This is a genomic window from Pseudomonas sp. XP1 (assembly GCF_053557675.1).
Genome location: NZ_JBNRIJ010000034.1, coordinates 21,588 through 41,623, shown reverse-complemented (window position 1 = coordinate 41,623; position 20,036 = coordinate 21,588). Strand labels below are relative to the sequence as shown.

Here is a 20,036-nt window from a genome sequence, read left to right as displayed (position 1 = left end):
CCGCTCCCACAAAAAGCAGCGCGCGAGCCTGCAGAATCAGTGAGTCTGCCAGATGCCGTTGTTACGCTCGCAATCGGTGCGGGCCTGGCCCAGGCTGGGGGTGTCGTAGTAGTAGGTGATCACTCGCGCATCCTTGGGCAACGCCGGTTTGTCACCGCCAGCCGCCTTGGGGTTGGCCAATGCCTCCTGGGTCAACGGTGCGATGCAGCTGCCAACGCTGCCATCCGCACAACGCGCGACCTTGTGCTTTTCACTGTTTAGCATGTCCTTGCTCTCGTTGCTGCATGACCAGTTGATCGCTTCGGCGGGCAGGTTGCTGTAGCTGTAGCAGCTGTGCCGCTCCACCGGCGTGACTGCCTCGCTGGAGGAGCGGGTGAGCACGTTGCAGGCTTCGGCCAGGGCCTGGCCGCTGACCAGGCTGGTCATCATCAGTATCAACATCGGCTTCAAGACAGCACCAGGCATTTGTCACCTCCGGGGCCAGTGGCCCTTGCCAGCTCTAGGCCGGCTTGTCACGCCGGCGCATGGCCTTGGCGCGTTTCTCCAGGATCAGGTAGGTAAGCACCGCCAGCAATAGCGGCACCAGGTAGTACAGCGTGCGGTAGCCCAGCAGGGCCGCCACCAGCGTGCCTTGCGCAAGCTGCCCGTGCAGCAGGGCCAGGAACACCGTTTCCAGCACACCCAGCCCGGCCGGGATATGCGCGACCACACCGGCAACGCAACTGATCAGCAGGATGCCAAGTATCGACGGGTAGAAGGCTTCGCCAGGCAGCAGCCAGAAGATCAGCAGTGCCATCAGCGCCCAGTTGCTGGCACCCAGTACCACCTGGCACAGCGCAAGGCGCAGCGACGGCAGCGTTACCTCATGCTCGCGCCAGCGCCAGGTTCGCTTTTTGGCGAAACCACAGGCCAACAGGTAGCCTGCGGCAATCGCCAGCAATACCAGGCCGATCAGTTGCAGGCCGGTGGCGCCCACCGCCCAGTTGGCGGGCAGCTCGACCAGGCGCAAGGCGAACACCGTGCCAGCCAGCAGCATGTAGCCCATCCAGTTGGTCAGCAGGCCCAGGGTGAGGATGCGCGTGATGGTTGCGGTGTCCAGGCCCAGGCGGCTATACAGCCGGTAGCGCAAGGCGACGCCGCCCACCCAAGTGGTGAAATTGAGGTTGAACGCATAGCACACGAAGGCCACTGGCAGCACCTGGCGAGCCGGTAGTTGGTGGCCGGTGTAGGCCCGGGCCAGCAAGTCGTAACTGGCAAATGTCAGGTAGCTGCACGCTGCCAGCACCAGGCCGATGGCCAGGGTACCGGGCTTGTAGGCCAGCAACGACTGGCGCACTTCGTTCCAGTCCAGGTTGCGCGCCAGCAGGTACAGCAGCGCAGGGATCAGGATCAGGAATGCCAGGGTGAACAGCCGTTTGCCCCAGGTTTGCCAGTGTTTTCGCGCCATCAGGTCTTGCCCTCGTGATAGTCACCCTGTGCCTCGGCCTCCGGCTGCACCGAGCGCAAGTGCTGGCGGTGCGCCGGAAACCAACCGGCAATCCGCGGGAAATGGCGAATAACGTGGAAGCACAGGAAAATCAGCGGCGCCCGCCACCAGTAACCGCGCACCATGCGTTCCAAGGTGACCGGCTTGCATTGTTCGCTGGCCAGCATCTGCAGGTGCTGGTTGAGCTGCTGGTTGAAGTCGCGGTCGCGGATGAACAGGTTGGCCTCCAGGTTGAACGACAGGCTCAACGGGTCCAGGTTGCTGGAGCCGACCGTGGCCCACTCATCGTCCACCAGCGCCACCTTGCCGTGCAGTGGCCGCTGGCAGTACTCGTGAATGGCCACACCGTCGCGCAGCAGGTAGTTGTACAGCAGCCGCGACAACGCCCGTACCCAGCGCATGTCTGGCTGGCCCTGCAGGATCAGCCGTACCTCCACGCCGCGCCGGGACGCATTGCGCAATTCACGCATCAGCCGGTAGCCCGGGAAGAAATAAGCATTGGCCACCACGATGCGCCGTCGGGCACTGCGAAACGCCTGCAGGTAGTGGGCCTCGATATCGGTGCTGCGCACCTTGTTGTCGCGCTCGACCAGCACGGCGGTGCAGGTACCGGCAGGCTCGGTCAATGGCCTTACCGCGCTGGGCGGCTGCAGCACCGGTGACATCAGGCGCTTGCTGGAGGCATGAACCTGTGCCACCACCGGGCCGACGACCTCCACGGCATAGTCCTGCTTGGCCATGGGGCCAAAGTCGCCCAGATGGTCGGCGCTGTAGTTGATGCCGCCAATGAAGGCCCGCTCGCCATCGATCACCACGATCTTGCGGTGCAGGCGCCGGAACAGGTTGGTGCGCATGCCCACCAGCCGCGGCTGCGGGTCGAAGGCGTGGAAACTGACGCCGGCATCGGTCATGGCCGCAATGAATGCTTCAGGCAGGTCGGCCGTGCCGTAGCCATCCACGGCCACTTCGACGCGTACGCCGCGGCGGGCGGCATCAATCAGTACCTGCTGCAATTGCTGGCCAACCTTGTCGTCGAAGATGATGAAGGTCTCCAGCAGGATTTCTTCCCGCGCCTGGGCCATGGCCTCAAACACGCGGGGGTAGTATTGCTCGCCATTGATCAGCAACTGCACGCTGTTGCCGTCTACCCAGGGTCGGTTCACAGTTTGATCTCCGAAGCCAGAGGGGCGTGGTCGGAAAGATGCGACCACGGGTATTTCGACAGCACCTGAGCCGTACCGGGCATGGCGTTGCGCAGGTAGATGCGGTCCAGGCGCAACAGCGGCAGACGCGCCGGGAAACTACGCGCCGGGGTGCCGAAATGCTCGCCGAACGCTTCCACCAGGTGTTCGCACAGCACCGCATCGGCCTTCAGCCGCCAATCGTTGAAATCGCCGGCAACGATCACCGGTGCCTTGGGCGGCAGGCTGTCGAGCAGGTCCAGCAGCAGCTTCACCTGGCGTTGCCGGTGGGCCTCGCGCAAACCCAGGTGCACGCACACCGCATGCACCTGGTCATGGCCAGGCACTTCCAGCTGGCAGTGCAACAGGCCGCGCTGCTCGTTGCCCTGCACCGAGACGTCCAGGTTGTCGAAGCGGCTGATGGGGAATTTCGACAGCAGCGCGTTACCGTGGTCACCATGGGGGTATACGGCATTGCGACCGTAGGCGAACTGCGGCCACATGCTGTCGGCTAGGAACTCGTACTGTGGCGTATCCGGCCAGGCCGGATGGCGCAGGGCATGTTGCTGGTGGCTGCCGTGCACTTCCTGCAGGAATACCAGGTCGGCGCCGGTGGCCCGCACGGCTTCGCGCAACTCGGGCAGGATGAAGCGCCGGTTGAAGAAGGTGAAGCCCTTGTGCACGTTCAGCGTCAATACATTCAGCCGACGCACGGCAGTGACCTTGTCGATGATGCAGTGCGGGGCAGGCAGGGTCCTGTTCACAGGGTCACCTCCGGCACCACGCCAGGCTCGGTCATCAGCTCATGGTCCAGCGAGAGCTTCTGCAACAGGCGTCGGGCATCATAAGGCGCGTGGACCTTCTGGTCGTTGTCGAAGTAGCAGTAGACGTCACGGGCGGCGCGCCGCGGTGGCGGCCCTGGCACTACCAGCTGGGCATCGTCGGCCTGGCGGCCCTGGCTCCAGTGCTGGATGCGCTGCTTCCAGCGCCTCAGCGCCTGGGCGGTATAGCCGCTGCTGTACAGTTCGACATCGCCATGCAACCGCATGTACACGAAGTCGGCGGTAACGTCCTCGACATAGGGCCATTTCCCGGCGCTGTCGGCCACTACCAGCGCCACACGGTGCTTGCGCAGCAGCTTGATGAAGGCTTCGCACAGAAAGCTTTCATTGCGGATTTCCACGGCGTGACGCAGCCGTGCATTGCCCTTGATGTCAGTACCACCGTTGCCCCTCAGGCGCTGCGCACACCCTAGTGCGCATTCGCGCGCTGCCTTGCGGTTGTGCGGTAGCAATTCGAGAAAACTTGTGAAGCGGGCCTCGTCGAACTTCATGTTCGGTGGAAACTGCCACAGGAATGGCCCCAGCTTCTTGCCGAGCAGCAACGGCCCGGATGCGAAAAAATTGGCCATGGCTTCTTCGATGTCCTTCAGCCGGCGTACATGGGTGATGTAGCGCGGGGCTTTCACCGCGAACACGAACCCGGGCGGCGTTTCGTCATGCCAGCCCTGGTAACGTTCGGGTGTTTGCAGGCTATAGAACGAGCCGTTTATTTCAATGCTGTTGACCGCTCGCGAAGCAAACGCCAGTTCTTCGTCCTGCGGCAGGCCCTTCGGGTAAAAATCCTTGCGCCACGGGCCGTAGCGCCAGCCGGAGATGCCGATGCGGATATCGCTCACGCTGCCTTCCTCATTGCCGGGTCCTTGTTCGGTCACTCTGAAAGTGCGACCGGTCAACAGCGGCCAGGGTTCAGCACGGTTGACCAACGGAAAAGGCTGATGCCGCGCGGAACTTTGCGGCCTGCGACGTTTCCACCGAATACCCGCTACGAGGAAGGGAGCCAGGATGAAATTCGACCGTTTCGCCCAATGGCTGGCCAATTGGGCTGGCCGCCCGCTGACCTTCGGCATCGCCTGCCTGCTTATCCTGATCTGGGCAGTGACCGGGCCGTTGTTCGGCTTCAACGACACTTGGCAACTGGTGATCAACACATCGACCACCATCATCACCTTCCTCATGGTGTTCCTGATCCAGAACACCCAGAACCGCGACAACGACGAACTGCACATCAAGATCGATGAGCTGTTGCGCACCACCCAACAGGCGCACAAGGCGCTGCTGGACCTTGAAGACATGGATCCGGCCGAGCTGCATGCCCTGCGCAAGCAGTACCGGCAGATGGCCGGGCAGGGTGACGATGCGCAGAAAACCAAGGAATGACCTGCCAACCCTGGAGGCAAGCATGGCCAGACATATCGTCCACTTTACCGGGCCCATCAATTCATCCACCTGCGGCAACCTGATCAACACCTGTTCGCGAGCCTTGCAGCAAGGCGCCGATGTCCTGCAACTGAACATCGCCACCATGGGCGGCGAGTGCAGTTACGGGTTTACCTTGTACAACTATCTGCGAGCGTTACCGGTCGAGGTTCACACCCACAACCTGGGCACGGTGGAATCCATGGGCAACATCCTGTTCCTGGCCGGGGAACGGCGTACGGCATGCAGTTACAGCAAGTTCCTGTTCCACCCGTTCCACTGGACCTTGCATGGCTCGGTCGACCACTCACGCATGGCCGAATATGCGATGAGCCTGGACTATGACCTGCGGCTGTACGCACAGATCGTCGCCGAGCGGACCGAAGGGGCGGACGAGGTGCTGGATGTGCCGCGGTATCTGATGGCCTACCCGCGGATATTGGGGCCACGGGAGGCATTGGCGAACGGGATGATCCATGCCGTAGACGAAATGCCGATCGAGGTGGAGGCATGTCAGTGGAGCGTGCATGCCTAGCGATTCCTGTGCCTGCCTCTTCGCGGGTGAACCCGCTCCCACAGAACCACACATGACTCATCGGTCTAGTGAGGTTCAGTACGAGCAGCCTTGTGCTGCGAAGAGGCCGGTACTGACAAGCCTGCACGACAGCCCAGGCCAAAAGTGCTGGGCAATCTCCTCAGCCACTCAACCGAACCTGTGGGAGCGGGTTCACCCGCGAAAGGGCCGGTACAGGTGGAGAAGGTCTACCTCACTGACGCTGCCGTAGCCCGGTCACAGGCCAGCAACGAACGGATCAGCCGCTTCATCTCGTACTTGAGCGTGGGCACCTGATCCGGGTGGGCGAACCGCCAATCGGCAATTTCATGCAACGCCTTGGGATGCGGAGCATCGGCGAATTCCGCCTCGAACACATAATGCATGCGCTCTGCCGCTTCATGGCGCATCAACAGGGTCAGCGATTCTGCCTGCAACCCGGTTTCTTCAAGCAATTCACGCTCCGCTGCCTGTACCGGCGTCTCGCCGGGCTCTATCTTGCCGCCGGGCAGGGTCCAGGCGGCATTGGGCTTTCTCACCCACAACCATTTATGGCGTTGTTTGCCGTGCCGGCAGATGATGGTTGCGCGATGCTTGACTGGTTTCATTCAGGCTCCTGGGCGAATCCTTGATTCCATGTAGATTCGGCCCCCGGCCGCAATGAACGTTGCGTTCAAAGCGACCAACGGTCAGTAAGGCACCGAGCCGCTCAGGGCCTCGATGGCCTCCACCAGTTCGTCATAGCCCACCGGCTTGTTCAGGTGCCGGTCGAAGCCTGACTGGCGCGACTTGTGCTGGTCGGCGCTGGCACCATAACCGGTCAGGGCGATGGCCGGGGTATGGCGCAGGTGCGGGTAGCCGCGCAGGGCCTTGATCAACGCATGGCCGTCCATTATCGGCATGCCGATATCCGAGAGGATGATGTCGTATTCCGCACCCGCAGCGGCATCCAGGGCCTCACGTGGCTTGCTGAAGGCATTGACGCTGGCACTCTCCATTTCCAGCAGCTCCTGCATTACCGCCAAAACCTCTACAGAGTCATCCACCAGCAACACGCGAATTCCATCCAGGCGGCCCACGCTCAGCGGCTCCGAGCCCTGTGCACGCTGCGGGCACTGCGTATCGCAAAGGGGCAGGGTGACCGTAAAGGTGCAGCCCAGCCCAAGCCCCGGTGATGCCGCGCGCACTTTACCGCCATGGGCCTCGACCAGTTGCCGTACCAGCGACAGGCCGATGCCCAGGCCTTCCCGGCTGTGGCTGGCCTGCTGCGGCGCAGCCTGCCTGAACAGGTCGAAGATATGCTCGAGGCTGTCGTGGCTCAGGCCCACGCCATGGTCGATCACTTGCAGGCGTGCGCTATCCTCGTCGTGGCTCAGCACCAGGCGTATCTCGTTGCCCGCCGGGCTGAACTTCAGCGCGTTGTTCAGCAGGTTCCAGATGATCTGCTCCAGACGGGTAACATCACCCTCGATCATCATCGGCAGGTTGTCGGCGGGCAGCTCCAGGCGAACCGGGCAGGGGTGTTGCTCGCTTGATACCACGTCATGGATGCCCTGCAGGAGGGCGAGCAGGTCCACCGGTTCGGTCTTGAGTTTGAGCTTGCCAGTGCGAATGCGCGCCACATCCAGCAGGTCGTCGATGATCCGCGCCTGACTGGTTACCGCATCACAAATGGTACCAACGGCCTTGCTCGCTGCACTGATGTTCCTCAGCGACGGCAGGCGGCGCAGGATCTCGGCATTGAGCTGGATCAGGTTGAGCGGGTGCTTGAGTTCATGGGACATGACGGCGAAGAACTCGTCCTTCATGTGGCTGGTGCTCTGCGTCTCGGCCAATTGCTTGCTCAGGCGCTCTTCGCCCAGGCGCACGCGCTCTTCGGCGGCATGGCTGCTGCTGATGTCGATGAAGGTAAGCACCGTGCCGTCGATTTTCTGCTCGCTGGAGCGGTAGGGCAGCAGGCGCGCCAGGTACCAGTGATCACCCTGGCCACCGATTTCACGCTCGATGATGGCCTCGCCCTGGGCCACCGCGCGGGCATCGTCGGCCAGTGCCGGGTAATCCAGGCGGTGGGTGATGTCGAGCAGGGAGCGGCCGGTATCGACTGGCAGGATATTGAACAGGTCGGCGGCGCGCGGCGTGAACCAGCGAATATGCAGGTTGCGGTCGACGAACACCGTGGCGATCTCGGTGCAGGCGATCAGGTTGCTGAGGTAGTCGTTGACCTTGTCGGTTTCCTCGACCTTGTTCTTCAGCTCGTAGTTGACCGTGAGCAGTTCCTCGTTGATCGACTGCAGCTCTTCCTTGCTGGTTTCCAGTTCTTCGCTGGCCGAACGCAACTCTTCGTTGATGGCCTGCATCTCTTCGTTGGAAGCCGTCAGCTCCTCGCTGGAGACCTCGGACTGCTCGATGGTTTCCTGCAGCTGCAGGCGAGTGCGCTGCAGTTCACGTTCGAGGTTGTGCAGGACCATGCTGTCAGTCTGCCGGATGACGCCGGGCAACGGCAGGGACGGGTCGGGCGCGCGCTCCTCGAACACCACCAGCAGGCAATCGCTGGCACCGAGTTCGTCCTTGTACGGCTGCACGGTGATCTCCACCTGCAGTTTGCCCATGGTTTCCGCCAGGTCGACAGGGCGCGAGGTCACCGCCTCGGTCCCCTGACGCGCCTGGAACAAGGTGCTGCGCAGGGCCAGGCGCAGGGGCGGCAGCACCAGGTTCAGCAGGCTGCGGCTCGGTTCGCCACCGGCCAGTTGCAGGAAACGCCCCACGCCTTCGCTCATGTGCAGGATATTGCCGTCGATATCGACGATCAGGCTGGGCGGCATGCGGCGCGCCAGGGCGCGGTAGTGCAGGTCGGCGAAGGATGGCTTGCGCCCCGGCTTGGCCTTGGCCAGCACATCCTGCGGCATGCTGGCGGCCGAAGTACCGGGCAGCTGGCGGCCGGAACGGTGGCCGGTATTGCTGGCATCGAGTGCGCGGAAAATGCGGTTGCGCTTGTCCACCGGGGCGAACAGTTCATTGGCCACGTCGGCCGACTCGGACGAACCGAGGAACAGGTAGCCACCCGGGCGCAGGGCGAAGTGGAACATCTGCAGGATGTCACGCTGCACCTCGCGGTCCAGGTAGATCAGCAGGTTGCGGCAGACAATCAGGTCGATCTGCGAGAACGGTGGGTCCGACAGCAGGTTATGCCGGGCGAACAGCACCTTTTCGCGAACCTCCTTGCGCACCCGGTAATGCTGGTCTTCCTTGATGAAGAACTGGCGCAGCCGGCTGGGCGGCACGTCGGTGACGATCGCTTCGGGGTAGGAGCCGCTGCGGGCGATGCCGATGGCGCGTTCGTCCAGATCGGTGGCGAACACCTGAACCTTGCACGAGCGCTGCTCAAGTGCCAGCTGCTCGCAAACCAAAATGGCCAGGCTGTAAGCCTCTTCGCCGGTGGAGCAGCCGGCCGACCACACGCGGATCTCGTCCGCGCCCTCGGCCGGGTCGCGTTCGCAGGCCAGCTGCGGCAGCACATGGCGCTCCAGGGCTTCGAAGGCTTCGCGATCGCGGAAGAAATTGGTCACGCCAATCAGCATGTCAGCCAGCAGCGCCCTGGATTCTGCAGGGTGCTGTTCCAGGTAATGCAGGTAGGCCGCCAGGTCTGCCTGGCCGGTCACATGCAGGCGGCGCTCGATGCGCCGTAGCACCGTGGCGCGCTTGTAGTGCTGGAAGTCGTGGCCGGTATTGCTGCGCAATTGCAGCAGGATCTCCTCGAGCATCGGCTCGCAGGCCTGGGCATCGCCTGCGCGGGTGCCCAAGGCTGGTGGCAGGGTGTCGTCCTCTATTTCCGGGAGCCGCACCTGGCGGGCATTGCGCCACAGCTCCAGCAGCTTCTGCGGCATTTCTGCCGCCGGCAGCACCAGGTCGACCATGCCGGTCTCGATGGCAGCGCGGGGCATGCTGTCGTATTGAGCGTCGTCCGGGGTTTGCGCCAGGGTCACACCGCCTTGCTCCTTGATCCGCGAAAGGCCCACGGCGCCGTCGGCACCGGTGCCGGACAACACCACGCAGAAGGCGTGGTCCTTGTGCACGTCAGCCAGGTCACGGAAGAACAGGTCGATGGCCACGTGGTCGCCACGGCGGCGGTTGGCGGGGGTCACGCGCAGGTAGCCGTCGTTGGTTGACAAGCGATTGGCTGGTGAAATCACGTAGATGTGGTTGCGCTCGATCGGCACCGGCTCGGTCACCTGGCGCACCGGCATCTGCGTGGTCTCCTGGATGATGCGGTCGGCGACGCTCTGGTGGTCGGGGGACAGGTGCAGGACCACGACAAAGGCCATGCCGCAATCGTTGGGCATTTGCCGGAACAACGTACAGATCGCTTCCAGGCCGCCTGCCGATGCACCGATGCCCACCACCGGAAAATCCAGGTGGCTGGGGCTGAGCGCCGGGTTCTGGGGCGAGGCAGGTTGCTTGAGGGACGACTTCATGGACGGAGCCTTGTACAGACCGGGACGTTCCGCCCTCAGCAGCATCATCGGGCGTGTGTGTGGCGGGATTATAGGCCGTCGCCATGTCATTGAGACCTCTGCTTGCGAAGGAAAGTGCGACCCAGCTGCTTATGTCACGCAAACATTTTGCCGGCCCATGTTTGGTGCCACTGGTCAGTTGCCGGCAAAACCATTGAGCAGACTCCGTGATCGGCGGCTCGGAACCAAAGCATGGCGAACATCCATGCGACCCATCCATCGCAAGGAGAAACCACATGGCGCAGGATCAAGAGCGAACCAGCCAGCGCGGCGGCACCAAGGAAACCAACCCTGGCAATTTTGCCAATGACCGGGAACGGGCCTCCCGTGCGGGGCACAAAGGCGGGCAGGCATCTGGCGGCAACTTCGCCAATGACCGCCAGCGGGCATCGGAGGCCGGGCGCAAGGGCGGCCAGAACAGCCACGGCGGGGGGCGTCAACAGTGAGTCGAGGTTGCAGGCCACCCGGTACCGCAGGTGCCGGGTGGCGGCCAAGTCCTGCGTACCGAGGCATCCAAGGCCGTTGGTCCCTCTTGTTCGACAATTTTTTGAATCTTCCGGCCGAGCCCCGATCAATCAGGGTGTCATCCATGGAGAAGAGGAGGCCCCTGCGATGCCTAGCCCACAGCTGTACATCATCGATTATCAACTGCATGGCCAGCCACGCAGTTTCATAATCCGTCTGGAAACACTGGACAATGCCGAGGCCTGGCACTGGGCGAGTTGCGATGCGGGCATCGGCATCATCCCCAAGTTCGGGCGCGAAAAAATAAGGAAAGTCAGCAGGCCGATGGCCGAGCGCTACGGGATTACCGCAGTGAGCTGGCGGGTATCCGGCGGCAAGCCGAGCCAGTCGGTCAGGGGGCCGGCGACAACAATGTGACCCCCGACTGCACAACCCGTGCGGGAGCAACTGTCTTGCCCAAATTCAGAAAGTCGACGCGATCCCTGTAGCAACGGCACAGCCGCCCCAGCATTTCCTGAGCAGTCCACGTATCATTACCCGGCTGCCTTCGCCTGGGAATCTCGCGTCACATGTTTATCCGATTGAAACTGCTGCGAAAGAAACTGGGGATGACCCTGGAGCTGCTGGCCGACAAGACCGGCATGACCAAGAGTTATCTGTCCAAGGTCGAACGTGGCCTGAATACCCCCTCGATCGCCGCTGCGCTGAAGCTGGCGCGGGCTCTGAATGTCAATGTCGAAGAACTGTTCGCCGAGGAGCAGGCCGGCCAGAGCCGCTACAGCCTGGTGCGCCATGGCGAGCGCCAGGCCTTGGTGGGTGACGGGGCCGGGCCGGGGTACGCTGCCCTCACCAGCCAGGTCGGGCAGCGCAGCCTGCTGCCGTTCCTGATCCAGCCGCCGATCGAGTTCAGCGACCCCACGTTCAAGGAACACCTGGGCGAAGAATTCCTGTTCGTCCACGCCGGCCAAGTGGAAGTGGACTTCATGAGCGAGCGCGTACTGCTGGAGCAAGGCGATGCCTTGCATTTCAATGCCCAGACACCACACCGGCTAAGGTCGGTAGGGCCACTGCCGGCGCAGTTGCTGGTCGTGGTGCACCACGCAGACGAATAAGACGCCGGGGCGCCAGAGCGCCCCGCCTTGCCTTTCTCAGGGATGAAACGTTGGCGCCACCATGGCAGCGCCTTATGCTCAACTTGTACGTCGATATTTTGACGATACCATCCGTTGCCCATTGAATTTTATTATAGTGTCGAATCGTTGACGCAATGTCATTGTGTTCATAAGCTCAATTCAACAGTCATGCAACTCGCGAACACCACGCCAACAAATACTTGATTTTCCTCTTACAGGAGGGGCGTATGCGCACGGCTCTGATTATCAAATCGATGTCTTTGCTGGCGCTGTTGAGTGGCGCGGCGCGTGCGGCGGATATGTATATCAATCAGAACAGTATCATCCCTGTTTCAACCGCAGGTTGGTTCTTTGCATTTGCTGTCGTTGGCTTCGTGGCAGTCGCCAACAGGAACAAGATCTGAGTCCGCCAGCCTGGGGTTAACCCTTGACGCCAGCGGCCCGGGGCCTGGCTTGTGAATTCCCGAGCCGTTGCTATATTGCCAGTAGCCCGTGCAGGTCCACGGTTGCAGGCAGCACAGCCCAGGCTGCACAGCGTCAAGGCAGGCCTCTGGAAGATCGAGGCCATCGCGGTTGGCGTATGCCGCGAAGCGGAGCGAGAGTTGGTGTGTTGTTCTCATTCAGTGCTCTTTTTCGGGCCGTTTCGGCCGGAGGGACCCTCATGGTGCGTTCAATGTTTGCCGCGTTCTGCATGCTGATGGCGTGGTCTGGTGCCGGTAAGGCCGACCCGAACAATGCTACTTACCTGCTCAGCCCCGGCGATGTGGTGATGGTTTCGGTATGGCAGGAAGATAGCCTGCGCCAGGAAGCCACTGTACTTCCCGATGGCAGTATCACGTTCCCCCTGGCCGGGCGCATCGATGTTGCCGGGCTGGATGTGACGACCGTTGAAAAACAAGTGGCTGCCAAACTCGAGAAGTTTCTCCCCGACCCGAACGTCAGCGTTGTCGTCAAGAGCATTGCCGGTAACCTGGTCTATGTACAAGGCAAGGTGATCAAACCCGGGCCGGTACAAATGGCAGGCCCTACGGCAGTGCTGCAGGCCCTGAGCATGTCTGGCGGCCTGGACAAGTTTGCCGATGAAAGCGAAATCAAGGTGGTGCGTGGCACCGGAGCTTCCCAAAAAATCCTGCCCGTGCGATATAGAGACCTGGTGTCTGGCCGGGATATGTCCACCAACATCCAACTGCAGGCTGGCGATACGCTGGTCGTTCCTTGATCTTGCCTTCAATAAGAACACTTAATGCCTCTTCTAAGAACAACTAGCATTGCAACGGCAATCTTGGTGTTGCCATTTACGGACACAGTCCTGGCAGCAAATTGGCAGTCTACGGTGGTAGTACCGACATCCGTCGAACATGACAGCAACCCCTTGCTGCTGTCGTCGGGTGAAAAGGGCATAACGCGCACGATCATCGCGCCCGATTACACCCTGATCGGTACCTTCGACCGTGACGAACTGAGGTTGGGGCTGGGCATGAACGTATTACGCTCATCTGACACGGCGGTGGTCGACGACCGTGAGGACCCCGACGTCAGCCTGGGCTGGCAGCGCCAGACCGAGCGCGGGCGGTTCGGCCTGCTGGCGCGTTACAACGAAAGTTCGACGCTTTCGGGAACGGTGCTGGATACCGGCGTGGTCACCACCGATGGCACGCAAAAGCTGTATACGCTGGCCGGCAACTGGAGCCAGGCGGTTACCGAACGCAGCACCCTGAGCAACGAAACCACGTACAACCGTGCACGTTATGACATCAGTACGCTGACGGGTTACGAAGAACTGGGCAACGTGTTCACCTGGACCTACGCCTGGAGCGAGCGGGCCGATCTGTACAGCCGCTTTGGCGCCCGGCGCTATGAGCCCGAGCAGGACCAGACGGCGACGGCGTCCAACAGCTACAGCCCGGCGGTCGGGGTCAAGTACCAGCTCTCCGAACGCCTCAGCGCCGACGCGCATGTGGGTGTCACCGAGGTTTCCGGTGACGAAGGTGGCCGACGTGGGGAGGGTGGGGTAGCGCTGCTGTATACCGGTGCGCGCGCCGTCGCCAGCTTCACAGCAGAACGCAGCACGGTGGCCAGTGCCGAAGGCGGCTTCGCCGAGCTGGACCAGGTGCGCGGTGTGTGGAGTTATGCCGTCAGCGAATTGACTCGGGTGGGCGCGGACGCTGCCTGGCAAGACAGCAAAGGGCAGACCCCCAACACCCTGCAGACTTACAGCGTGTGGGCCAGCCGCGAGTTTTCGCCGTACTGGGACCTGCGCCTGTCGCTGATGTACAAGGAACGGCAGCAGGATCACGAAGCCGATGCGAACGCTACTATCGTGGGTTTGACGTTGACGTACAGGTACCCCGACATCTGAACTTCAGGCAGGTGGCCCCATGAAGTCCGACTACGAGCTCTCCCTCAGAGATTACATCGCCATAATCAAGGACCGGGCCCTGTTATTGGGGTTGAGCATCGCAGTCATCCTGGCCGCGACCGTCGCAGTCGCGGTGATGGTGCCGCCGATCTACCAATCGACCGGCACCATCCTGGTGGAGTCGCAGCAAATTTCCCCCGAGCTGGTGTCGACCAACAACACCAGCTTTGCCGATGAACGCATCGAAGTGATCCGCCAACGGGTGATGACCCGCGAAAACCTGCTACGCATCATCGACAAGTACAACCTCTTCCCCGACAAGCGCTTCAGCGACGGCGACAAGATCGACCACATGCGCAGTGCCGTCGTGGTCGAGACCCTCACCACCTATGTACGCGGGCGCGGTGAAGCGACCGTGGCCTTCAATGTGTCCTTCGAGCACAAGCAGCCAGAGGTGGCCAAGGAAGTCGCCGACGAGCTGGTGACGCTGTTCCTCAACGAGAACCTCAAGCAGCGTACCGAGCGAGCCAACGAAACCACCGAGTTCCTCACCCAGGAGGCGAACAAGCTGGGTGCCGAGCTGGCCAGCCTGGAAAACCAGCTGGCGGATTTCAAGCAGGCCCACGCCAACGCCTTGCCCGAACACCAGACCTTGCGCATGAACATGCTGTCACGGTCGGAGCTGGAGTTCCGCGAGGTCGACCGTGATTACAAGGCCGCCCAGGAAGAGCTGCGTTACCTTGAACTGGAACTGTCTGCGGCCAGTGCCGGGCTGGCCACCAAAACCGGGGAAGGCCCCAGGGCGGCCAGTGCCGAACAGCCCCAGGACCTGCCCAGCCTGAAGGCCGAGTATGCCCGGCTGCTCAGCCGCTACAAGGAAGCCCACCCCGATGTGGTGGCGGTCAAGCGCAGGATCCAGGCGCTCGAAGCCAGTGGCAATCGCACGCTTGCGGCCTCCACGGTCGGCCTTGATGTCGCCCGCGTGCGCGCCAAGATGAGTGCGGCACAGGAGCGCATTGCTTCGCTGGCCGAGCAGAAGCGCGAATTGACCCGCAAGATGGAAGGCTACGAGGCCGAGATCCTCGAGGCACCGCAGGTCGAGCGTGGCCTGGTGACCTTGATGCGCGACCACGACAATGCGCGCAAGAAGTACGAGGAAATCCGCGCCAAGGAAATGGGTGCGAAGATTACCGAAAGCCTGGAGCAGGAGAACAAGGCCGAGCGCTTCGTGCTGCTGGAACCACCGCTGATGCCCGAGAAACCGATCAAGCCCAACCGCAAGAAAATCGCTGCTCTGGGCCTGGTGCTGGCACCAGCAGGTGGCGGTGCGCTGGTGATGTTGATGGAAATGTTCAATCAGCGTGTTCGCGGCGTCGGTGCCCTGGAAAACCTGCTGGGCAGGCGGGTGCTGGTGGCGTTGCCATACATCGATACCAAGGCCGATGTGGCCGGGCGCAAGCGGTGGCGCAACTGGCTTATCCTGGCGGCACTGGTACTGGCGGCTATCATGGTGGTGCTGGTGCACGTGTTCTACATGCCACTGGATGTGCTGTTGCTCAAAGTCATGTCTCGGTTTGCATAGGAAAGCAGTGATGGACAGGACCAAGCCGGCTGTTGGCAATAATCTTCACCAGGTTACCCCGGGCACTCCGCAGGCCTTGTCACCCGCCCCTGGGACGGCGCTGGCAGAAGTGCCTGGCCAGTTCGATTACGTGAACACCAAGGTGGTGCCGCTGCGCGCGGAGCACCTGGAGCGGCACCGTATCGTCGCCTACAACAAGAACTCCCACATGAACGGGCCGATCGACCTGCTGCGCACGCAAGTGCTCAGGACCATGGACGAGAATGGCTGGCGAACCTTGGCAATCACCTCGCCAACCCCTGAAGCGGGCAAGACGGTGCTGTCGATCAACCTGGCCATGAGCATTGCCCACCACACCACCAAGACCGCTTTGCTGGTGGACTTCGACCTGCGTCGGCCCAAGGTCGGCAGCAGCCTGGGCCTACCCATGGATCAGGCGTTGAACGAGTTTCTGACCGACAAGGCCCTGCTGCAGGACTGCCTGGTCAACCCGACCTTGCCTCGGTTCGTGGTACTACCCACACGGGTACCGGTGCCACTGTCTACCGAAATGCTGTCATCGCCCAAGGTGAACAACCTGATCAGCGAACTGCGCAACCGCTACGAGTCGCGCATCTGCATTTTCGATTTGCCACCGCTGCTCAGCTCTGACGATGCGATCACCGTGATACCCAAGTTCGATTGTGTGCTGCTGGTAGTGGCCAACGGTATGAACAACAGGAAGGAAATCGAAGATTGCCTGCATCACCTGGCCAGGGTGAACCTGGTGGGGACGGTATTGAACAAGGCTGACGAGCAGCCTCGTACCTATTATTGAGGTTCGGGGTTCCGGGGCTGCTTCGCAGCCCATCGCGCCCAGGCAATATGCGGTAGCGTGATTGCCTGAGCAAGAAAGCGGATGCAGGCAGGGCTGTGGATGCGTACAGTAGGTTGATCGCAACCTGGCAGGAGCCTGCTTATGTCCAGCGCATTCACCTTCATGCAGTCGCCTGTCGGCACCCTGACCCTGGTAGCCCGTGGCGAGTGCCTGGCAGCCGTACTCTGGGAAGAGGAGCGGGAAAACCGCGTGCGCCTTGGCGCCCTGCACCGTGATGACCAGTGCCCGGTACTGCTTGAAACCGCCCGCCAACTCGGCGAGTACTTTGCCGGCAAACGCCAGCGCTTCGACCTGGCACTGGACTTTGCCGGCACCGAATTCCAGCGTCAGGTGTGGACCGCGCTGTTGGCGATACCGTTCGGTGAAACCCGCAGCTACAGCGACATCGCCCGGCAGGTCGGCAACCCCACTGCGGTGCGTGCGGTAGGCGCTGCCAATGGCCGCAACCCGATCTCGATCATCGCCCCGTGCCATCGGGTGATCGGTGCTTCGGGCAGCCTCACCGGCTTTGCCGGCGGCCTGGCGGCCAAGCAGTACCTGTTGGCGCTGGAGGGCCGGCAAAGCCTGGCACTGGACCTGTAAGTCGTCAGCAGAACCAGCTGGCGACCAGGCAGACCAGCACGGCCAACGCTGAGCCAGCCACCAGGGTGTACTGCCGATGAGCCCGGCGCGCATGTGGCTTGACTGCACGCAGGTACTCGCCGGGTGTCGGCGCATCGGGCCGGTGGCGCAAGCCCTCGGCCACATCGGCCAGTTGCCCCTGAATCAGCAGCCCCGTCAGGTAGTAGGTACAGGCATAACTCAGCAACGCCAGGAACAAGTAGATCATGCTGGGTGGGGGGCCAAAGGCACCGCCATGGCACTGGCGTTGGCGGTATCCAGCACGATCAACCCTTCGCTGCGGTCGTCCAGGCGGGCCAGCAGGTGCCCCTGGCTGTCCCATGCCGCCGAGCCACCGGCGCCAATGAAGGTATCGGCCGGCCCCACGCAGTTGGCCAGCAACACCGTCATGCCCAGCTCACGAGCCACCTCGGGGTAGTGCAGATAACCCTCTTGGATGCCCTTGGCCGTCTTCGCCACGCTGACCAGATACAGGTCGGCACCGTGTTCCCGTGCGGCCGCCGCATGGGCCATGAACATCGATTCGTAGCAGATCGCAGGCGCTACCCGGTGGGCGCCGACCTGCAGCAGCAAGGCTTGATCGCCTGGGGTGAACCAGGGCAGTTCATCGTCATGCAGGCGCCGCTTGGCATAGGCCTGGCGCGGTACACCGGGGCTGAGAATTGGCATGCCGATACGAATGCCATCAGGTGTCGGTAGTGGCAGGCCCACGGCCACGGTGATACCAAGCCGGTCGCAGGCTGCCTGCAGCGGGTCCAGCCGCGCCGAACTGACAGGGAGGGCGACCTGCCGCGCGAGAGTTGGCTCATAGCCGGTCAGTGACAGTTCGGGAAATACCACCAGTTCCGCGCCAAGGGCTGCAGCCTGTTCGATGCAGGCCAGGTGGCGTTCGAGGTTGGCTTGCACATCGCCCTTGAGCGACGCCAGTTGCACGGCGCACAACTTCATGAAAAACCCTTCCCTGGTACAGGTTGAAAGGCCGAGCATACTACCGGCACCTGCGCCTGTACCAGTGAAGGGCCTTTCAGGATGCCGGGTGGACGGCGAAGCGCTGGCGGAACCAGTCGTCGAGCATGGCCTTTTCGGCATACAGGCGGTCGCTGCTGCTCGTGACCCGGCCCGGGCGGCTGAGGTACATCTTGTCGCTGACCCGCTCCTGCGCCTGCTGGTCGGGTTTGCCCGGTTGGGTGAGGGTGTAGCTGAGGTCGATGGTCGGCCAGGTGATTTCGCGCATGTAACGTACATCGTAGGCCTGGCTGTGCCAGGGCTCGAAACGCCCGGCCAGGTCGATGTCGCGAATATCGATGACCAATTGCTGGCCAGGTTGCAGGTAGCGTTGGCCAAGCTTCTGCAGGTACTGGGTCAGGGTGTTCATCACGTAGGCGTCGGCGCCACGCTCGTACCCGTGGCTGTCGAGGCTGGCATCGCGGAATTTTTCCGGATGCTCGAAACGTACCTCGACCTGCGCGGCCGGGGCACCTTGTGCCATGCTGTCCAGTGACAGCGCCATGAGCACGGCACACACGAAGGCGGTACGCATGATGCACCTCCGGGGCAGATTGCGTGTGCCTTCATTTTACCCCTGGCATGGCGCTACCAGCAGAGGAAGATTGTAATGGCACGGTTTCGGCGTCTTATTGCCAACCTGCGGGGGCGTGACCTGGCGGTGGGCGATATCCATGGTCACTTCCAGCGCTTGCAGCAATGCCTGGATGGGGTAGGTTTCGATCCGGCCGTGGACCGCCTGTTCAGCGTGGGAGACCTGGTCGACCGTGGGCCGGACAGCGAGGCGGCGCTGGAATGGCTGGCGCAGCCCTGGTTCCATGCCGTGCAGGGTAACCACGAGGCCTTGGCAATCACACGCGTGCGCGGCGGGCGGCTCGATCTGGATATGTACCGCGCCGCCGGTGGTGGCTGGTTTCTGGACCTGCCGAGGGCCCGGCAATTGCGTTTCGTGGAGCGCTTCGAGCAGCTGCCGATTGCGATAGAGGTTGAAAGTGCGGCGGGCCTGGTTGGCCTGCTGCATGCCGACAGCCCATATGCCGATTGGACGGTGTTGAGGACCTGGCTGGAACTGGATGACGACCCCAAGATACGGGAAGTGTGCCAATGGTCGCGGCGGCGCCTGAAGGTAGGAGATACCCAGCCAGTGCAGGGCCTGCGTGCCTTGTTGGTGGGCCACACGCCGGTACTGGAAGCCAAGCTGCTGGGCAACGTCTGGCACCTGGATACCGGTGGCTGGGCCAGTGGCCATTTCACCTTGATGGACATGCGGACCCTGCAACTGGTCAGCCCCAGGCCAGGTGAAACAACAGTACCGCAGCCAATAGCACCAGCATGACCCCGGAGGCCCGCTCCAGCCACGGCAGGCAGCGGGCAAAGCGCCGCAGTACCAGCGGGTTGCCGATGGTCACGGCAACCAGCAGATCCCACAGCAGCACGATGCTGAACATCCACAGGGCATAGATTGTTTTCCAGGCAATGCTGGCGCTGGCGACCATGCTCACCAGGCTGGCATAGAACAGCGCATTTTTCGGGTTGAGGATGCCGGACAGGAACCCCATGCCCAATCCCCGCCACCAACCGTGCACTGTTTGCTTGCCAGCGACTGCGCCCAGGCTGGTTTGCCCGGCATGGCGCAGGAACAGGGTGCCGACGTACAGCAGGTAGCCGGCGCCGGCCAGTTGCAGGATGGTGAACAGCAGGCTGCCTTCCTGCAGCACCGACAGGCCGGTGAAAGCCATGGCGATGAACACGCCGTTTGCCAGGGCGATACCCAGGCATGCGCCGCTCGCGACGCGCCAGCCGGCGTTGACCGAGGTACGTGCGACCAGGAAGAAGTCCGGGCCGGGAGAAAGCAGGGCGAGAAAGTGGGCGAGGGCGATGATCAGGAACTGTTGCATCGGGGTGAGGCTGCTCTGGCGGAAAAGCCTGACTCTGCCCCTCGGCGCTCATGCCGTATTGAACAATATTGCAGGCCCCTGTAGGAGCGGCCTTGTGTCGCGATGGG

General features: G+C 62.3%; 23 protein-coding genes. 12 read left to right on the top strand and 11 right to left on the bottom strand.

Annotation, left to right across the window (positions count from 1 at the left end):
- Window positions 1-36 precede the first annotated feature (36 nt).
- The 5 genes from ACK1U9_RS21810 to ACK1U9_RS21790 are packed head-to-tail and all read right to left on the bottom strand — an operon-like array spanning window position 37 to window position 4,345.
- Complete coding sequence (locus ACK1U9_RS21810) at window positions 37-465, bottom strand: hypothetical protein (RefSeq protein WP_108480984.1); 429 nt, start codon at window positions 463-465, stop codon at window positions 37-39.
- Window positions 466-499: 34 nt separating this feature from the next.
- A complete protein-coding gene (locus tag ACK1U9_RS21805; RefSeq protein ID WP_085598963.1) occupies window positions 500-1,447 on the bottom strand; it encodes a lysylphosphatidylglycerol synthase domain-containing protein in 948 nt (315 codons plus the stop codon).
- On the bottom strand, window positions 1,447-2,649 hold the full coding sequence (gene clsB / locus ACK1U9_RS21800; protein WP_108480983.1) for a cardiolipin synthase ClsB: 1,203 nt from the start codon (window positions 2,647-2,649) through the stop codon (window positions 1,447-1,449). The genes ACK1U9_RS21805 and clsB overlap by 1 nt, the downstream gene beginning before the upstream one ends.
- Window positions 2,646-3,431, bottom strand: coding sequence for an endonuclease/exonuclease/phosphatase family protein (locus ACK1U9_RS21795; protein WP_046614165.1), 786 nt, complete (start codon window positions 3,429-3,431; stop codon window positions 2,646-2,648). The genes clsB and ACK1U9_RS21795 overlap by 4 nt, the downstream gene beginning before the upstream one ends.
- On the bottom strand, window positions 3,428-4,345 hold the full coding sequence (locus tag ACK1U9_RS21790; protein WP_046614384.1) for a DUF72 domain-containing protein: 918 nt from the start codon (window positions 4,343-4,345) through the stop codon (window positions 3,428-3,430). The genes ACK1U9_RS21795 and ACK1U9_RS21790 overlap by 4 nt, the downstream gene beginning before the upstream one ends.
- A 166-nt stretch (window positions 4,346-4,511) precedes the next feature.
- Between ACK1U9_RS21790 and ACK1U9_RS21785 the strand changes: the two genes are divergently transcribed.
- Together ACK1U9_RS21785 and ACK1U9_RS21780 are read left to right on the top strand one after the other, a co-directional pair.
- Window positions 4,512-4,886, top strand: coding sequence for a low affinity iron permease family protein (locus ACK1U9_RS21785; RefSeq protein ID WP_046614164.1), 375 nt, complete (start codon window positions 4,512-4,514; stop codon window positions 4,884-4,886).
- 22 nt (window positions 4,887-4,908) lie between these two features.
- Entirely contained in the window at window positions 4,909-5,460 is a 552-nt protein-coding gene (locus ACK1U9_RS21780) for an ATP-dependent Clp protease proteolytic subunit (protein WP_046614163.1), read from the top strand.
- 227 nt (window positions 5,461-5,687) lie between these two features.
- Here the strand turns inward: ACK1U9_RS21780 and ACK1U9_RS21775 are convergent, their stop codons facing one another.
- Window positions 5,688-6,086: an NUDIX hydrolase gene (locus tag ACK1U9_RS21775; protein ID WP_108480982.1), complete on the bottom strand. Its 399-nt coding sequence runs from the start codon at window positions 6,084-6,086 to the stop codon at window positions 5,688-5,690.
- An 81-nt stretch (window positions 6,087-6,167) separates the two neighbouring features.
- Window positions 6,168-9,950, bottom strand: coding sequence for a CheR family methyltransferase (locus ACK1U9_RS21770; protein ID WP_108480981.1), 3,783 nt, complete (start codon window positions 9,948-9,950; stop codon window positions 6,168-6,170).
- Window positions 9,951-10,225: 275 nt separating this feature from the next.
- Between ACK1U9_RS21770 and ACK1U9_RS21765 the strand changes: the two genes are divergently transcribed.
- From ACK1U9_RS21765 to ACK1U9_RS21725, 9 genes are all read left to right on the top strand, one after another.
- Window positions 10,226-10,435: a con-10 family general stress protein gene (locus ACK1U9_RS21765; protein ID WP_003259459.1), complete on the top strand. Its 210-nt coding sequence runs from the start codon at window positions 10,226-10,228 to the stop codon at window positions 10,433-10,435.
- Window positions 10,436-10,601: 166 nt separating this feature from the next.
- A complete protein-coding gene (locus tag ACK1U9_RS21760; protein WP_108480980.1) occupies window positions 10,602-10,871 on the top strand; it encodes a DUF6555 family protein in 270 nt (89 codons plus the stop codon).
- 152 nt (window positions 10,872-11,023) lie between these two features.
- Window positions 11,024-11,566 (top strand): helix-turn-helix domain-containing protein, encoded by a 543-nt coding sequence (locus tag ACK1U9_RS21755; protein ID WP_108480979.1) that lies wholly within the window; start codon window positions 11,024-11,026, stop codon window positions 11,564-11,566.
- Window positions 11,567-11,814: 248 nt separating this feature from the next.
- Window positions 11,815-11,991, top strand: coding sequence for an EPS-associated small membrane protein EppA (gene eppA / locus ACK1U9_RS21750; protein ID WP_170978847.1), 177 nt, complete (start codon window positions 11,815-11,817; stop codon window positions 11,989-11,991).
- A 257-nt stretch (window positions 11,992-12,248) separates the two neighbouring features.
- Window positions 12,249-12,806, top strand: a complete 558-nt coding sequence (locus tag ACK1U9_RS21745) for a polysaccharide biosynthesis/export family protein (RefSeq protein ID WP_046614251.1) — start codon at window positions 12,249-12,251, stop codon at window positions 12,804-12,806.
- Window positions 12,807-12,830: 24 nt separating this feature from the next.
- On the top strand, window positions 12,831-13,946 hold the full coding sequence (locus tag ACK1U9_RS21740; RefSeq protein ID WP_085598978.1) for a hypothetical protein: 1,116 nt from the start codon (window positions 12,831-12,833) through the stop codon (window positions 13,944-13,946).
- Window positions 13,947-13,965: 19 nt separating this feature from the next.
- Window positions 13,966-15,528: a GumC family protein gene (locus ACK1U9_RS21735; protein WP_449110178.1), complete on the top strand. Its 1,563-nt coding sequence runs from the start codon at window positions 13,966-13,968 to the stop codon at window positions 15,526-15,528.
- 10 nt (window positions 15,529-15,538) lie between these two features.
- Window positions 15,539-16,345, top strand: a complete 807-nt coding sequence (locus ACK1U9_RS21730; protein ID WP_108480977.1) for a CpsD/CapB family tyrosine-protein kinase — start codon at window positions 15,539-15,541, stop codon at window positions 16,343-16,345.
- Between the two features lie 141 nt (window positions 16,346-16,486).
- Window positions 16,487-16,987: a methylated-DNA--[protein]-cysteine S-methyltransferase gene (locus ACK1U9_RS21725; protein WP_046616689.1), complete on the top strand. Its 501-nt coding sequence runs from the start codon at window positions 16,487-16,489 to the stop codon at window positions 16,985-16,987.
- Window positions 16,988-16,991: 4 nt separating this feature from the next.
- On the opposite strand, the gene ACK1U9_RS21720 is transcribed toward ACK1U9_RS21725, so the two are convergent.
- The 3 genes from ACK1U9_RS21720 to ACK1U9_RS21710 form a co-directional block, all read right to left on the bottom strand.
- Window positions 16,992-17,234, bottom strand: coding sequence for a hypothetical protein (locus tag ACK1U9_RS21720; protein WP_046616688.1), 243 nt, complete (start codon window positions 17,232-17,234; stop codon window positions 16,992-16,994).
- On the bottom strand, window positions 17,231-17,974 hold the full coding sequence (locus tag ACK1U9_RS21715) for a carbon-nitrogen hydrolase family protein (RefSeq protein WP_108480976.1): 744 nt from the start codon (window positions 17,972-17,974) through the stop codon (window positions 17,231-17,233). Before ACK1U9_RS21715 ends, ACK1U9_RS21720 begins: the two co-directional genes overlap by 4 nt.
- Window positions 17,975-18,050: 76 nt before the next feature.
- Window positions 18,051-18,566, bottom strand: coding sequence for a DUF3016 domain-containing protein (locus ACK1U9_RS21710; RefSeq protein WP_449110177.1), 516 nt, complete (start codon window positions 18,564-18,566; stop codon window positions 18,051-18,053).
- Between the two features lie 75 nt (window positions 18,567-18,641).
- Between ACK1U9_RS21710 and ACK1U9_RS21705 the strand changes: the two genes are divergently transcribed.
- Window positions 18,642-19,367: a metallophosphoesterase gene (locus ACK1U9_RS21705; RefSeq protein WP_108480975.1), complete on the top strand. Its 726-nt coding sequence runs from the start codon at window positions 18,642-18,644 to the stop codon at window positions 19,365-19,367.
- Here ACK1U9_RS21705 and ACK1U9_RS21700 read toward each other — a convergent pair.
- Entirely contained in the window at window positions 19,315-19,929 is a 615-nt protein-coding gene (locus ACK1U9_RS21700) for a LysE family translocator (protein WP_108480974.1), read from the bottom strand. The two genes, ACK1U9_RS21705 and ACK1U9_RS21700, sit on opposite strands and share 53 nt — an antisense overlap.
- Window positions 19,930-20,036 lie beyond the last annotated feature (107 nt).